Raw genomic sequence first — 13,816 nt, 5'->3', positions numbered from 1 at the left:
GGTGAATATTATTGAAAATTAATTATTTATGATAAGGTAGCAAAAACAGGTTGTAACGAAAACGGACGATTTGTGTTCGATTCCGGCAACTTCTGAATTCAATTGGGATTGAACTATTACTTAAGCGTTCAGCTCTTTAAATAAATCATCGGTGTTCACCAGTTCAACCAGCGCTATGCATCTTTTCTAATTGAGCGCAGCAAAATAACCAGGCCATGGCCCTTTTTTGGTCGGCGCAGGGACGGCTTCAGCCGCTTAAGTCCCCAAGGGTAAAGCAGAATGCTTTATTATGCCGTAGCCTTTTATAAAAGTCTTACGAGATAGAAGCGGCAAAATTTGCGATGCTTTGGGAGGCAAGAAAGAAGCAGGCTGGTGAGGGGAAAAACAAAGGGTGAAAAACGGTGTTGCCTCGCTTTTCGCTGAGCATCAGGAGAAAGTGAAAGAATTGACAAATAACCTCAGGATTACTTTTACGCAAGTTGATCATTACGAATGGCTATCGGGGCGCTGTATTTTTCTTCATGATAAAAAAAATACCCGTAGTGCCGCCTGTCCCGAATAGGCCTCCGTGTATTCAGGCGTCTGAACGGGTTCGAATTCGTTTTGAACCATGAAATTTAAGATAGCAGCATATGACTTTTTACCTGTCAGCTTTTCGGAATACTCCTTTCCGGCCTTCATCTGTTCCGGGGTATCTCCCAAATTAACCTCCACTTTTAGTTTTTTCGAGTGTAATTTACCTTCAATTTGAATGTAAGCATCGGTGAACATCGCATTTCGCGCAATATTTTCAAGACTATCAGATCGTACCTCCTGAGAAAATGCTTTTATCGAGAGTATCGTCAAAAATAAGATGGGCAGTATAAGCCTCATGATTGATTAAAAAAATTACGATCTAACTCAGTTTTCAGATCGCAGCCTAATTTAAAACATTTTTGAGGCTATGCCGATGATGCCGGTGAATTTTTCCAGGTAATATTGGATCGTCTTTAACTTAAAGTCTTCCCAGTAGCCTGAAAGGTAACAGGACCGGGTCCATAGCTTCGAGTTTATCCAGGACAAGACCTGGCGCATCCTGTTGCTGTTCGGCGGCAAGCCTCAGCTTTTCTTCATGGATAATGTGGGGAATTTTGACAGAAATAACAATTGCACGGAAACCTTGTCCCGGACATTCAATCTTGGAATTTCAACGATTTCAGATGCTTCAGCGTCGATGCCTGCTAACCGTTCGCCAAGGTGCTCAGAGGCCGGAACAGTCAGCGGGAGGTCGACCATATCAAATAAAACACCGGACCTTTCCGTAAAGAATTTTCTGGTATGGGCATCGTAATAATATCGTTCTGCCGACGCTACCGGGGCAGTCATGGCATGGTTAAGCCAATAGAGGTTGAAACGTTCAATGTCGGTCATCACCCGCTAAGTTAGCCATTTTATTAAAGGGAGGCGAAATGCGACTGCCTTTCGGGAGCGATGTGTTCAGCAAATTTTTCCAAAATTATTTTCAACTTGGGATTGCGGGATTTTTAGCTATGTGTCCGTGCAGACAGGTATCTATAGATTTTGGTAAAACGTTTTATTAGATGAGAAAAACATACAAAGTATAGCGTTGCTATACATAGGTGAACGCCGATTGGCAAGATATGGTTGTTAAAAAACGTTAAATCTGTTGACCATCTTTTCATTCTCACCTAATTTTAGATGAGTGACAAAAAAAATGAATCGCTATGAAAACTATCGTATTAAGCAGCTTTATTGTTCTCGGTATTTGTTCAGGTTTTGGTTTCAAAACCTATACCAAACGAATAGAACCTGCCAATACCATTTATGGCTATTGGACGGAGAAAGATCCGGTTGCGGACTCGTTAAAAAATTTTCAGATCGCCTTTTTTCCAGGCGGCAAGATAAGCGTAACCAGAAAACTACATTGTTATACTGGCTATTTTAAGATCCGTGATCAACAGGCCAATTACATCACCGGAAGGATCACCATAGGAGAAAACTATCCTTTTACGGCTACTTTTTTAAGCCCGGATAAAATTAAACTGGCCATTAATTATAAGGATTCCCTGGAAGTACGTTATATGAAAAAAACGAAGGCCGTCAAGGCGGGCTTTCAGTTAATAGATGCCAAAGACAAACCCGCAATATAAAGGGTAAGGGCTTCCAACAGACCGCTAAATAGTGTTAAATAACTGAAGCTAAATGAAGATGGTCAAAGGAGGAGTACCCAGGCGCTGATTGCCGCCCGCCACAATTAATTTCGGAGCCGTTCTCTACTTTAAGGCGTAAGTTCTTTCAAGTGAAACGCCGCTTTCAGGACCTGCTTGATCAAGGCGAAGCCGTTGTTCCCGTTGGTAAAAATGGCCATTCCACGGCGGGGCCCGCCGGGCATTTTTTTTGCCGGGGCGTTACCATTTCCCTGAACAGTTCAGCCGGCAAAGCCTGTTCATTCGTGACGGCAAGCGCGAACTTTGAATAGTCGTGATTGGTTTGTATCGGCTTCAATTTTAAAAGCTCGCCAAATAATGGCAGCCAACCGCGGTGCAGGTATCAGCGTTAACACAAGCCTGTCTTACAGCCGGATTTACGGTTGATCTTCAAACAGATTCGTTTGGTTTAAACCTGGTGTGACTTCTTCAAACGGATATCTGCCTTTGATGTGCCGGTTGAACCAGATGCCTTTGACCATAGTGGAGCGCATTTCCTTAAATACTTTTTCAGGAACGTTGAGGTAATGATAGACCCTGCCGGAGTGATACGCGATTTCCAGCGTTTCACTGGCGGCATCATAGCTGTAAGATTTGATGACAGCAGATGGCATGACTACTTTTCGTTTTCAGGAATTTCTTCCGGGTGCTCTTCGAAATATTGCCGTGCCCGTTTCAGCCCGGTCGCGATAGCGATGCCTTCGTCGCCGCTTTCTTTAATGATCTCGTTAGCGATCTCTACCGCTTTTTCCCGCAGATAGACCGGCTGGTTCTTATAAGAGGGCGGGTAGTCGCCGTTATACCAGGGCATATTTCCTCCTTTTTAATTTTTCCATTGTTTGATCACTTCGCCCGTCAGCGGATCTGTTTTGGGCAAGGGTACGGCCGCGATATTCTTATCAGTTCCGGGCCTTTCATCGCGTTTGCCGTAATTCATATCATAATCTTTGCCGTCCGGGTAAGCCCCGACCACGCCAACATCATTTTCTTTGTCCAAGTTTTTGTGGGCTACACCCGCCGGGATGATCAGTACATCGCCTTTCTCTAAGAGGATGACGGGGCCGGCATCATTACCTAATTGAACGCGGGCCTTGCCCGAATAAATGCCGAGCACTTCATGGGTGACGCTGTGGTAATGGTGGTAGGTAAAAATGCCCGCATCCCAGCTATTGCTCCATCCGTTTGCCGCAAACAGCTTGCTGACATGAGTGGCCGGAAATAAGAACGGGATGTCCAAAGCGCCTTTATACAAAAGCGCCGGCAGCCTGTTTCCGGGAAACACCCCATCATCATCTATATGTAATTCCTGCTTTTCCAATTCGTTGTTCATACACACCAGTTCTTTTCTCGGTAAACGATAAAGACCGATTCTTGTTTCAACCGGTCCTTCAACAAAGCTGCCAGCGACCTGAGCGTATTCTTCACCTCTTTGTTGCTGCGCTTCATATCTTTTGGTTCAGAAAGCTCACCGGTAAAGATTGCGGTCGGCGATGCGCTGATGGCGTCGTTCGCCGGGAAAAACAAGGTACCTTGTTGTAAAAGCCCTGTCACGACGGGCTTCTTTTTCTTAAGGCGTTCAGCGAGCCAATCTTTAATGATGCGTTCGGCAGTGCTGATTCGGTGAATTTTTGCGCCGGGCGCGTAACCTTCCTGCAAACTGAAGGTGATCTTGTAGCTTTTCTTTTTCATATTTTGCCCTTGTTGTCCCAATGGCCCTTAGTTTGCCTGGCGAAGCGTTCGCCTTTGATCTTACCCTGACCGTCTTTTTTGCCGATGAATAACAAAACAGGCTGGCCCGTTTCATCGGTTTTAAAGGCCAGGTCATAGCGTTGAAAGACCATTTCTGTCAGTTCAGACGGTGTATATTGTTTATCGAGCAGGGCTAAAAGCTGCGGGCCGAGTTTCATATTTTCTGCTGCTTTAAAATATCCAGTGTGCGCTGATCACGTTCGCCGCGATAGAATTTATCCAATACCTGCCCGAATACCGGGAAAGTGGCCGGCACGGCATCAAATAAGGTCATACTTGATCTGAGCTTGAGATGGTCGGGGTCCCCGAAAATTTCAAAAGCGTCATTGGTGGGCAATTCCAGCAGGGCTTTACAGATATTAACGAGTCGCGGGCCCAGGGTTTCGTCAAATAAAAAGTCCGTAGCTTCCTGAATGTCTTTTATTGCATAATGCCGGGACGTTGCTGTGCTTCCCAAACCGGCAATTTGCGGGAAGATATACCACATCCAGTGGCTGCGCTTGCGGCCGCTTTTGATCTCGGCCAGCGCTGTTTCGTAATCGCTGTCTTGTGCATCCAGGAAACGCTTTAAATGCTGCTTGGTGTTCATAGCCTAATTGGTTTAAATATCATGCCAGTTCGATCCACACCGGCGCGTGGTCGCTGCTGTGTTCCCAGCCGCGTACATGTTTGTCCACCTGTGCGGTCCTTAAACGTGGTGCGATATGCTTATTGAGCAGAAAGTGATCCAGCCGCAGCCCGGCATTCCGACCGTAAGCATTGCGCAGGTAATCCCAAAAGGTATAGATCCGTTCGTTGGGATATAGCTGGCGGATGGTGTCGGTCCAGCCCTGATCAACCAGATTTCGGTAAGCTTCGCGGCTTTCAGGGCGGAACAGCGCGTTCTCCAGATATTTTTCGGGTTTATAGGTATCCAGTTCGGTAGGCATCACATTGTAATCGCCGATCAGCAATACCGGCAGTTCGCGGTTGACCAACCCTTTTGCGTGATCAGCCAGCCGTTTGAACCAGCGTAATTTGTAATCAAATTTAGGTCCGGGCCAGGGATTGCCATTCGGCAAATAAATACAGCCGATGACCATGTCATCGACGAACGCTTCGATATAACGGCTATGGGTAAACTCATCATCGTCGCCAGGCAGATCGCGATGCAGTTCGCGTATCTCGTTTTTGGCAAGGATGGCTACGCCGTTCCAGCTTTTCTGGCCCTGCCAGATCGCGTTGTAGCCCGCATCTTTTAAAGCGCTTTCAGGGAAACTATGCTGTTCACATTTGAGCTCCTGCAGACAGACAATATCCGGCTGTGCTTCCTGGAGCCAACGCAGCAAATTCTCCAGGCGGCCATTAATGCCGTTGATATTATACGTCGCGATCTTCATTACGGCGCGCCCTGCAATTCCTGGTTATCATCCTGCTTTTTCGGCTCATGTTTGGCCGCATCGGTATCGCGCGGGATTCCGGCGGTAGCGTCATCGCCTTGTTGTTCGATCGCCTGGTTTACTTCATCGCCGCTTTCCAAATCATCACCGATCTCATCGGTTTGTACTTTATTTTTTCCTGGTGTGTTCATCTTCTAATATGATTTGCCATTGGTTCCCGTCATTGAGCATATAGCCTAAACCGTCGCTCATTTCGTGCACTTCTTTCCGGTATTTCTCGCTGTAGCGCGTACGCAGTTCATATACCGGGCCGCCATTCTCCCGTTTTAAAAAGAAGAGCAGCGAAGTCCTATTCGCTGCCACATCTTTGAGTTGATCGGCATCGCCCTCTTTGACAAATCCCCGGCTCATTTCACTTTCTTTTCTATGGCGGCGCGCTGGTTGCCTACCGATTTCTTGGCTTCTTTGATGGCTTTGGCACTGGTACCTTCCTTTTGTGCTTCGTATTTGATCTCGTGGGGCTGATTCGAAACGGAATTCCTTTCCACTTTACTTCCTCTTGTACTCATAGGTCGATATATTTGTTATGAATAATTAGTTAATAGTTAACAAATTTTATTCCAACAGGTTTATGGCAACAAGTGAATTATTGAGAATGGACAACATGGGGATCGTGGTGGAATCCCTGGATAAAGCCATAGCTTTTTTTACCGAGATCGGCCTGAAACTGGAGGGGCGGATGGTCATTGAAGGTGAATGGGCGGGCCGGATCACAGGCCTCCCTGACCAGCGGGTAGAGATTGCGATGATGGTGACGCCGGATGGACACAGCCGTTTAGAACTATCGCGTTTTCTTGATCCCGGGGTCATCGAGGATCACCGCAATGCACCGGTCAATGCGTTGGGCTATTTGCGGGCGATGTTTGCCGTGACGAATATTGATGAACTGGTGGAGCGTTTGCAAAAACAAGGCGCAATGCTGGTTGGCGAAATCGTACAATATGAAAATGCTTACCGGCTTTGTTATATCAGAGGTGCCGAAGGACTGCTGGTGGGTTTGGCCCAACCGCTTTAATTATTTAGGGGTCACGCTCACTGGTTGGGGATGTTCCTGATAGTATTGTTCCAATGCTTTTAACTGAGCAATTTGCGATGACCGTGGGTTGATAAAAGAGCGCACCTTTTTGACCAGTGCAAAAGCGGCGTCATAGGTCAGGCCGGTACTGATCAGGTAGGCAATGGTCATGGTAGGTCCCCTCCCCAGGCCCTGACGGCAGTGGATATAAACCTTGCCGCCGGCTTTGATCTCGTGAGTGACAAATTCCGCGCCTTTGATCAATGTTTCCAGCGGCGGCGGGGTATTGTCAACCGTCGGCAAATGCAGGTAATGGAATCCTTCGTATTTCGACTCGGCGAAAGCCGGATGTTCCCGCATATTGACAATAGCAGTGATGCCCAGTGCTTTGAGTTTTTGCAGGCCGATCAGGCTGTACTGGCTCCCTAAAAAAAGATTGGCGGTGATCTGGCTGCGCTTCAGGGTTGGAACGCCATTAAAGAAACGGTAAATATTATCCCATATCTTCTGCCAGAAAATAACCAGGAAGGTAATGATACTTTTGATTTTCGTTAACATGGCACAGCAATCGTTAAAGACCCCGGAACAACCTTTAGCGTAAGTTCTTTAGCTTCTGCTTCACAGTCGTCACAAAGATATACTTGTTTTTCAGGCAACCTGATCTTAATGTCTTTACCGGCCCAATGATCAACGGCGTCGGTTGTTTGATCCAGGAGACTGGACCCCGCGGCTTTGAGCAGCGATAGCATCCCCGCATCTTTGAGCAGTATAATATCCAGTAAGCCGTCATTGACACTGATCCCCGGGTGCATTTGCAAGCCGCCGATACCGATGCTGCCGGAATTGGTAACAGTCAGGGCTACGCCGGTTGCTTCGGCCGTTTTGCCGTCTATCGTTAAATGGTAAGCAACCGGTTCGGTATTTACAGCGCTTTTCACCGCGGCGACACCATAAGCCAGCTGGCCGATCTTGTCCTTCAAACCCGGGTCGGTTTCGGTGATCATTTCTGCCATGATGCCCAGGTTGACCCGCAAAAGAAAAGGGTGGCCGTTAACCAGTCCTGTATCTACCGCTTGCAAGCGATACTTTTGGTCGCGGAACAGCTTTAAAGCTTCCATGGTATCTTGCGGGATACCCAGTTCTTTGGCAAAAACATTGGCCGTTCCGCCGGGAATAATGAGCAGGGGTTTGCCGGTTCCTATCAAACCCGCAGCGGCCTGCGTCACACTGCCATCACCACCATAAACGGCTACCAGATCGGTTTCATTCAGCACCGAGCGGATGAGTTCGGCAGGTTCTTCTTTTTCCTCCAATACGTGAACAGTGATCACTGCCCCGCTGTCCCGGAATACTTCGCCGATCTGTTCTACGATAGGTTCGTCTTTCCCGGCCGAGGGGTTAACGATAAAAAATAAATGCGGTGCTTTCATGCGTTATGTTTGTTCATTAACAAAAAACGCCGGGAAAAGATTGCCGGCGCACAAATTTGATGATTTCTTTTAGTCCATATCCCACTCCATGCGTCCGCTACTGTTGCTGTGATAGCAGCAGCCGGAAAGAATATTACCCATTAAAATTGTCTCTGTTTTTATTTGGAGTTATTCTGAATAACGTGTCCCTTTGCCAGGGATAAGATATCGCCGATGTAATAAATTAATCCGCATAAAAAAGCCGGCAGCACATCGTCGCGAGCCGGAAGGCAGATCAGTTTAAAAGCTCATCTTTTCGCCCTGCCATCCGGTCTTGCGCAAAAAACGTTCCCAGGTTAGGGTACCGGGATCGATCCGGCGGCTCCATTCCAGGTCGCGGCCTTCGCGGAAATAACCATCTTCCACGGCGTATTTCACCATTCCGATAGTTTCCTGCACCAACAGCTCGTTGGAAACAAATGCCGGGAAATGCCGGAGAAAGTCTTCACGTGAATAAGCTGAACTGTAAACGGCCTCTTTGCCGGTTACCCGGCTAAAAGCAGCTACCATCTCCCGCGGCGAAATGATGTCGCCGATCACAGGCAACGACCGCCCGCCATATTGCTGCGGGTCGGAAAACAGCTCCAGTACAGCGGGCCCGGTAGCTGTTAAGGGATCAACAAAAGGCGCGCGGAAGTCTTCCGGCAGATAGATGGGAAAGATCAGCGTACCATCCTCCCTGACCAGCGGCGTATAAAACTCTAATAGGTTCGTGTAGAAGAAAGCCATATAAATAAAGGAACTGGTAACAGGCAGTGTCCGGATATAGGCTTCGATCCTGGCTTTATCTGTAAAATGTGGTGCGAACTTCTTTCCCCGGGTGATCTCATCAACGTTTTCCAGGCTGCTGAAGATCACGTGCTGTACCCCGGCTTCCACCGCCGCATCGGCCAGTTGCTTACCCAACTCAAATTCGTGGGTATCCGGCGGCGCGATACCAGGCGTCATCATGAAAACGCCGTGCGAGCCGCGGAATGCTTCGGTATAAGCTTTCTGATGACCGATATCCAGTGGCAGGTTAACTAATTCCGCACCTTGTTCTTTCAGGCTGATCGCATTCGGTGAATCCGTACGGCGGGTAATACCGCGCACCCGGTACCGGCCACTTTGCAAAAGCGTTTGTGCGGCGCTGTAGCCCTGCTTGCCTAAAATTCCTGTGATGGTGATCAGCGGTTTGAGCGCTGTTTGATTGAATTCCGATTTCATAAATTAAACTATAAAAATGATAGTTGCAAAACTATTTATCGTTTCATAGATTTGCAATAACTATCCATTTGGATAGCCTGACGAACATGCGGACAGAATGTAAAAGCGATTTTATCCAGCTCCGTGACAAACAATATCCTTGTACCGTAAGCCTGGCGATGGATTTGATCGGCGGGAAATGGAAGGCGGTCATCCTTTACCATTTGAAAGATGCGGCTAAACGGTACAGCGAGCTCGGCAAGGAAATGCCCGGCGTAACCGAAAGAACGCTGAGCCTGCAGCTCAAGCAAATGGAAGAAGATGGTTTGATCTATCGAAAGGTCTACGGCGAAAAGCCGCCGATCAAAGTGATCTATGGCTTAACCGAATTTGGAAGATCCTGCATTCCACTGCTTAATGCCATCCTGCAATGGGGTAACCAGGTTGCCGAACAGCAAGGTGAATTTGTAAATCGCTAGGCTACCCTGATCCGGCATCCTGAAAATGGAACTGAGCTGACAGAAGCCGGTTTGGCATCGGCTAACTTTGCAGCATGGCAGCGATCAACTATTCGGTTCTCGACCTGGCGACGGTCATCCAGGGACATAGCATTGCGGACAGTTTTAACTATAGTGTAGCGAATGCGCAGCAGGCGGAAGCCCTGGGCTACACGCGTTACTGGTTTGCCGAGCATCATAATATGGTGAGCGTGGCCAGTTCAGCTACCAGTTTACTGATCGGGCATATCGCCGGTAAGACTTCCACGATCCGGGTCGGTTCAGAGGCTCAGGCGTTCGATTTATTGGATCATTCGCTTAAAGAGTATTTTGAAGCTTTAAAAGTTTATCCGCAACGTCTCGTGCTTCACAAAACTTCAAATTTCAACTCAAATGAGATTGAGGGCTTTAAAGAAGCTGCCTACAAAAATAACATACACGCCGTCGATTTGGTCACAATCATGCGGTCAGATTTGAGACTGTATAGAGAAACAATGTATCCTCCTCTACGCGGAACGATGGCAAGCTTCGACGATAAAACACATCTGCTATATACAAGAGGGTTCGTGCCTTTTTATAACACTTATCCCGGAAGCTACATACCGTCACCCAATAGAAATCAGATTGTTCAGTCATGACGAATCTCCTGAACTTATTTGCGATGAGATTTTAGCGCTATCGAAAATGAATTGGAATAATACACAATTTGATCGCAAATTTTCAATAACAATTGAATGCTCCCGTAAAGTAGGGGAAATCTTGAAATACCTCGATTCGGATGAGACGCCCCCAATAAAATACAGCTTCTATATGTAAATGCCTGGCAATTTAACGGTATTAATAAACAGGTAGTACCGAAAAACTCATGACTAAATGGATCAAAATCGTGCCAGTTTTGAGCCTATTTAGGCAAGAACCATGAAAGAAGTTGTTAACAGCACGGCATCGCTGGACGAAAAAATCATTGAAAATATTCAAGAATTTGAACGGGAAAAAGAGTTGAAATTACTAAATTTAATAGCAGAAATATTAGTAAAAGCGGTTTTAAAGGACTTATGTGAAACGGGCAATTAGATATTTAAGATTCAGTAATCTCGGGCAAAGTAACGGTTCGATAGAGCGTCAAGAGATGTACACTGATCAATATATACAATACAATAATATCACTCTCGTAGATACTTTTATTGATCGGGGGCACAGTGCCAAGACTTTTGACCGGCCCGATTTTATGAAATTACAGGCATTTATAAAAAAACATCAAAACGATGTAGATTACCTTATTGTCGATCAGTTAGACCGTTTCAGCAGGGATGCGGGTGAGGCGATGACCTTAGTTAAAAATCTCCAGAGGCAACACAGCATTCAAATTGTTAGCGTCACCGAAGGTATCGTGTTCGACTATGATACGCCGGGGAGCTATTTCCGAACAGGTCTTCAGCTATTGCTTGCGGAAGAGGACAACATCAACCGCAGTATCAAAATTCGTGGAGGTAACTATACTGCCCGTGCGAAAGAAGGACGATTTATGAGTAACCTGCCTCCGTTTGGTTATAAAAAGGTTGGCGAAGGAAAGGCACGCACATTGGTAATTGATGGAATTCAGGCGAAAGTTGTCCTGTTTATCTATGAATCTTACCTCAAAGACATGCCCCTCAAAACGATAAAAGAGGAAGTACGAGCAATGGGGTTTGATCGCGGCGGTAATATGGCTGTGGAAAGGGTACTAAGCAATCCTGCCTACGCCGGAATGGTGAAGGCCAAACCATTTAAGGAATATCCAGGGGGGCTTTTTCCTGCGAGGCACGAGCCTTTGATCGATATGACAACCTGGAACATTGTCCAAAACAAACTCCAAAAGCCAGACAGAAGCAAGAAAAGTCTTGATGATGAAATTCCTTTACGCGGGATATTAAAATGCCACTGTGGGCAGCCGTTGTCTGGAGCACCCTCGCGCGGGAAAGCCGGCAATTGGTATTACTATTACAAATGCAAGCATTCAAGGCATAACAATATCAGTGCTTTGAAAGCACACGATCAGCTTTTACAGATTTGTCAGCTAATGAGCTTATCCTCAAACCAAATTGACCAAGTTGAAAAAACAGCCGAAAACTCGTTGAAGGAAAAATTCAAAGAGAACCAGGTATTAGTTGCAGAAAAGAAAGCCGAAATCGAAAGGGTTCAGGAAAAACTATTTGCTGTTGAAGAGAAATGGATTAGTAACCAAATTACCCGCGAGACTTATAGCAGGTGGTATTCAAATTATAATTCGGAAATCTACAGCCTGAAAGCATCCGTTGAACGCTTAAGCCGCGACCCATCTGAAGGATATAAATTAATTGCTCAGCATATTGGCAAGCTAACTGATATGGAACACGTTTATGTGAGTTCTGATACATTGGCGAAGCGCGAACTCATTTCTTTGGTGTTCGACAGCAATTTATACTATAAAAATGGCATCTATCGAACACCTACCATAGTGCCGGTATTGGCATGTAATGAATTGATAATGAAGGAGAAAGGATTGCTTGAAATTGATAAAAAAAGGGATTTTCCTGAGAAAATCCCTTCAAGTGGAGCCGGAGGGATTCGAACCCTCGTCCAAACATGGTATAAGGTAAGCTTTCTACATGCTTAGCTTCTGTTTAATTGTAGGGAAGGGGAAGGTCAGTCGCTTACCTGTACCGTCTTCCTTAGGTGCTTTATCTTACCCGCTTATCACACCTTAAGCAGGCCAGTTTCATCTTTCGATGCCCCGGTTGCCGATCCGATGAAACGGAAAACCGGCGGGACAAAAGCTATGCTAATTCTAAATTAGGCAGCTAAGGCGTAGTTATTTTCGCCATTTGTAAGTTTGAGTGTTCAGATTAAAGCGCTAATTCACCCAACGCGCTGCATGCTTACCTACTTATCTCCATCCTGTCAATTCCGGTCGACCCCATTTATTGGAGCTTAAAGCTGAAAGGATAAAGCAAAAAGCCATCAAAGATATAAAACTTTAGCAAACTGGGCAAATTCAAACGCTTTCGGCCTTTTCCTTTGAGCTTTCAGCTACCACGCGGCCCGGATAAACTTTCAATGCTTCATCCAAACAAATCATCGCTTTTTTAAGCTCGTTTTTATTTAAAACGTATGCCATACGCACTTCATTTAGTCCCGCGCCTGGTGTGCTGTAAAAGCCGGTGGCAGGGGCCATCATCACAGTTTCGTTGTTGAGGCTGAAGCATTCAAGCATCCATTGGCAAAACTTGTCGGCATCGTCAATAGGTAATTTGGCAACCACATAAAAAGCACCGCCCGGGTTAGGGCAATAAACGCCCTCTATTTTGTTCAATGCACTAACAAGTGTGTTGCGCCTGCTGGTGTACTCTTTATTTACGGCTTCAAAATAGCTATCCGGAGTATCAACTGCAGCTTCGCCGGCAATTTGTTCAACCATGCCTGCACTTAAACGGGCCTGGGCAAATTTTAAAGCCGTGGCACGCAACTCTTTATTTTTAGTGATCAGGCACCCTAACCGGGCACCGCACGCGCTATAGCGTTTGCTTACTGTATCCAGTATTACAACGTTTTCTTCAAGCCCATTCATATGCGCTGGTGATATAAATGAACGGCCATCATAGCAAAACTCGCGGTAAGCTTCGTCCGAAAAAAGGTACAGGTTATGCTTTAAAACAAGTTGCTTCAACGCTTCCATCTCTTCTTTTGAGTATAAATACCCGGTAGGATTGTTAGGATTGCATATGATGATGGCCCTGGTTTTATCCGTTATAAGTTTTTCAAATTCGCTGATAGGAGGGAGCGCGAAACCATTATCAATGTATGACAATATAGGCTTAACCACAACATCGCCCTGGCTTGCAAATCCATTATAATTGGCATAAAAAGGCTCAGGGATGATCACTTCATCGCCCGAATCAAGACAGGCCATCATAGCAATGGTAATCGCTTCCGAACCTCCAGTGGTAACAATAATATCTTCGGGGGTAATATTATAATCCAGCTTGTTATAATATTCAGTAAGCTTTTTGCGATAGCTTAATGTGCCTTCGCTCGGGGTATAAGCCCAAACCTTAAAATCAATATTTTTAACGGCATTCAGCATGCCATCGGGTGTAGCAATATCGGGTTGGCCGATGTTGAGATGATACACCTTTTTTCCATCCTGCTTAGCTTTATCGGCGTAAGGTGTTAATTTTCTTATCGGTGATGCGGGCATCCGTTGCCCTTTTTCAGATATTTTTGGCATCCTGCAAAA

At 46.1% G+C, this 13,816-nt stretch carries 22 protein-coding genes, 1 other RNA gene and 1 pseudogene; 7 read left to right on the top strand and 17 right to left on the bottom strand.

What is annotated here, in order from left to right:
- Positions 1 to 519: 519 nt before the first annotated feature.
- Entirely contained in the window at positions 520 to 873 is a 354-nt protein-coding gene (locus tag FHW88_RS29545) for a hypothetical protein (RefSeq protein WP_176629066.1), read from the bottom strand.
- 225 nt (positions 874 to 1,098) lie between these two features.
- A complete protein-coding gene (locus tag FHW88_RS29540) occupies positions 1,099 to 1,410 on the bottom strand; it encodes a hypothetical protein (protein ID WP_176629065.1) in 312 nt (103 codons plus the stop codon).
- 314 nt (positions 1,411 to 1,724) lie between these two features.
- Here FHW88_RS29540 and FHW88_RS29535 point away from each other — a divergent pair, with 314 nt between their 5' ends.
- Both FHW88_RS29535 and FHW88_RS29530 read left to right on the top strand, forming a co-directional pair.
- The gene (locus FHW88_RS29535; protein ID WP_176629064.1) at positions 1,725 to 2,150 is read left to right on the top strand and encodes a hypothetical protein; all 426 of its coding nucleotides are present in this window, start codon (positions 1,725 to 1,727) and stop codon (positions 2,148 to 2,150) included.
- A 149-nt stretch (positions 2,151 to 2,299) separates the two neighbouring features.
- Positions 2,300 to 2,479: a hypothetical protein gene (locus FHW88_RS29530; protein ID WP_176629063.1), complete on the top strand. Its 180-nt coding sequence runs from the start codon at positions 2,300 to 2,302 to the stop codon at positions 2,477 to 2,479.
- 105 nt (positions 2,480 to 2,584) lie between these two features.
- Here FHW88_RS29530 and FHW88_RS29525 read toward each other — a convergent pair whose 3' ends face one another.
- The 10 genes from FHW88_RS29525 to FHW88_RS29480 are packed head-to-tail and all read right to left on the bottom strand — an operon-like array spanning position 2,585 to position 5,904.
- Positions 2,585 to 2,821, bottom strand: coding sequence for a KTSC domain-containing protein (locus FHW88_RS29525; protein ID WP_176629062.1), 237 nt, complete (start codon positions 2,819 to 2,821; stop codon positions 2,585 to 2,587).
- A 2-nt stretch (positions 2,822 to 2,823) separates the two neighbouring features.
- Positions 2,824 to 3,018, bottom strand: a complete 195-nt coding sequence (locus FHW88_RS29520) for a hypothetical protein (protein WP_176629061.1) — start codon at positions 3,016 to 3,018, stop codon at positions 2,824 to 2,826.
- 12 nt (positions 3,019 to 3,030) lie between these two features.
- Complete coding sequence (locus FHW88_RS29515; RefSeq protein WP_176629060.1) at positions 3,031 to 3,537, bottom strand: cupin; 507 nt, start codon at positions 3,535 to 3,537, stop codon at positions 3,031 to 3,033.
- A complete protein-coding gene (locus FHW88_RS29510) occupies positions 3,534 to 3,896 on the bottom strand; it encodes a hypothetical protein (protein WP_176629059.1) in 363 nt (120 codons plus the stop codon). Before FHW88_RS29510 ends, FHW88_RS29515 begins: the two co-directional genes overlap by 4 nt.
- On the bottom strand, positions 3,893 to 4,114 hold the full coding sequence (locus FHW88_RS29505) for a hypothetical protein (protein ID WP_176629058.1): 222 nt from the start codon (positions 4,112 to 4,114) through the stop codon (positions 3,893 to 3,895). The genes FHW88_RS29510 and FHW88_RS29505 overlap by 4 nt, the downstream gene beginning before the upstream one ends.
- Positions 4,111 to 4,545 carry a DUF1810 domain-containing protein gene (locus FHW88_RS29500; RefSeq protein ID WP_176629057.1) on the bottom strand — a complete coding sequence of 145 codons (435 nt, stop codon included), beginning with the start codon at positions 4,543 to 4,545 and terminating at the stop codon, positions 4,111 to 4,113. The genes FHW88_RS29505 and FHW88_RS29500 overlap by 4 nt, the downstream gene beginning before the upstream one ends.
- Positions 4,546 to 4,564: 19 nt before the next feature.
- Positions 4,565 to 5,335 (bottom strand): exodeoxyribonuclease III, encoded by a 771-nt coding sequence (gene xth / locus FHW88_RS29495; protein ID WP_176629056.1) that lies wholly within the window; start codon positions 5,333 to 5,335, stop codon positions 4,565 to 4,567.
- Positions 5,335 to 5,526: a hypothetical protein gene (locus FHW88_RS29490; protein WP_176629055.1), complete on the bottom strand. Its 192-nt coding sequence runs from the start codon at positions 5,524 to 5,526 to the stop codon at positions 5,335 to 5,337. Before FHW88_RS29490 ends, xth begins: the two co-directional genes overlap by 1 nt.
- Positions 5,504 to 5,746: a hypothetical protein gene (locus FHW88_RS29485; protein WP_176629054.1), complete on the bottom strand. Its 243-nt coding sequence runs from the start codon at positions 5,744 to 5,746 to the stop codon at positions 5,504 to 5,506. Before FHW88_RS29485 ends, FHW88_RS29490 begins: the two co-directional genes overlap by 23 nt.
- Positions 5,743 to 5,904, bottom strand: coding sequence for a DUF3606 domain-containing protein (locus FHW88_RS29480; protein WP_090525853.1), 162 nt, complete (start codon positions 5,902 to 5,904; stop codon positions 5,743 to 5,745). Before FHW88_RS29480 ends, FHW88_RS29485 begins: the two co-directional genes overlap by 4 nt.
- Positions 5,905 to 5,966: 62 nt before the next feature.
- On the opposite strand from FHW88_RS29480, the gene FHW88_RS29475 reads away from it, so the two are divergent.
- On the top strand, positions 5,967 to 6,410 hold the full coding sequence (locus FHW88_RS29475; RefSeq protein WP_176629053.1) for a VOC family protein: 444 nt from the start codon (positions 5,967 to 5,969) through the stop codon (positions 6,408 to 6,410).
- Here the strand turns inward: FHW88_RS29475 and FHW88_RS29470 are convergent, their stop codons facing one another.
- The 3 genes from FHW88_RS29470 to FHW88_RS29460 all read right to left on the bottom strand — a co-directional run bounded on the left by FHW88_RS29470 (position 6,411) and on the right by FHW88_RS29460 (position 9,085).
- The gene (locus FHW88_RS29470) at positions 6,411 to 6,968 is read right to left on the bottom strand and encodes a dual specificity protein phosphatase family protein (RefSeq protein WP_176629052.1); all 558 of its coding nucleotides are present in this window, start codon (positions 6,966 to 6,968) and stop codon (positions 6,411 to 6,413) included.
- Entirely contained in the window at positions 6,962 to 7,840 is an 879-nt protein-coding gene (locus FHW88_RS29465) for a diacylglycerol/lipid kinase family protein (RefSeq protein WP_176629051.1), read from the bottom strand. The genes FHW88_RS29470 and FHW88_RS29465 overlap by 7 nt, the downstream gene beginning before the upstream one ends.
- Positions 7,841 to 8,119: 279 nt before the next feature.
- On the bottom strand, positions 8,120 to 9,085 hold the full coding sequence (locus FHW88_RS29460) for an NmrA/HSCARG family protein (protein WP_176629050.1): 966 nt from the start codon (positions 9,083 to 9,085) through the stop codon (positions 8,120 to 8,122).
- A gap of 68 nt (positions 9,086 to 9,153) precedes the next feature.
- Here FHW88_RS29460 and FHW88_RS29455 point away from each other — a divergent pair, with 68 nt between their 5' ends.
- The 4 genes and pseudogenes from FHW88_RS29455 to FHW88_RS30465 all read left to right on the top strand — a co-directional run.
- Positions 9,154 to 9,543 carry a winged helix-turn-helix transcriptional regulator gene (locus FHW88_RS29455; RefSeq protein ID WP_255485488.1) on the top strand — a complete coding sequence of 130 codons (390 nt, stop codon included), beginning with the start codon at positions 9,154 to 9,156 and terminating at the stop codon, positions 9,541 to 9,543.
- A 74-nt stretch (positions 9,544 to 9,617) separates the two neighbouring features.
- The gene (locus tag FHW88_RS29450) at positions 9,618 to 10,199 is read left to right on the top strand and encodes an LLM class flavin-dependent oxidoreductase (RefSeq protein WP_176629049.1); all 582 of its coding nucleotides are present in this window, start codon (positions 9,618 to 9,620) and stop codon (positions 10,197 to 10,199) included.
- Between the two features lie 280 nt (positions 10,200 to 10,479).
- Positions 10,480 to 10,635 (top strand): hypothetical protein, encoded by a 156-nt coding sequence (locus FHW88_RS29445; RefSeq protein WP_176629048.1) that lies wholly within the window; start codon positions 10,480 to 10,482, stop codon positions 10,633 to 10,635.
- A pseudogene (locus FHW88_RS30465) lies at positions 10,619 to 11,407 on the top strand (recombinase family protein); the annotation flags it as partial. The gene FHW88_RS29445 and the pseudogene FHW88_RS30465, both read left to right, overlap by 17 nt.
- 722 nt (positions 11,408 to 12,129) lie before the next feature.
- Here the strand turns inward: FHW88_RS30465 and ssrA are convergent.
- Together ssrA and FHW88_RS29425 are read right to left on the bottom strand one after the other, a co-directional pair.
- Positions 12,130 to 12,498, bottom strand: a transfer-messenger RNA (tmRNA) gene (gene ssrA / locus FHW88_RS29430).
- Positions 12,499 to 12,574: 76 nt separating this feature from the next.
- The gene (locus FHW88_RS29425) at positions 12,575 to 13,807 is read right to left on the bottom strand and encodes a pyridoxal phosphate-dependent aminotransferase (protein WP_176629047.1); all 1,233 of its coding nucleotides are present in this window, start codon (positions 13,805 to 13,807) and stop codon (positions 12,575 to 12,577) included.
- Positions 13,808 to 13,816: the final 9 nt, after the last annotated feature.

Source organism: Mucilaginibacter sp. SG538B (assembly GCF_013376065.1).
GTDB classification, from domain to species: domain Bacteria; phylum Bacteroidota; class Bacteroidia; order Sphingobacteriales; family Sphingobacteriaceae; genus Mucilaginibacter; species Mucilaginibacter rubeus.
This window is presented reverse-complemented; position numbering and strand designations above follow the sequence as displayed.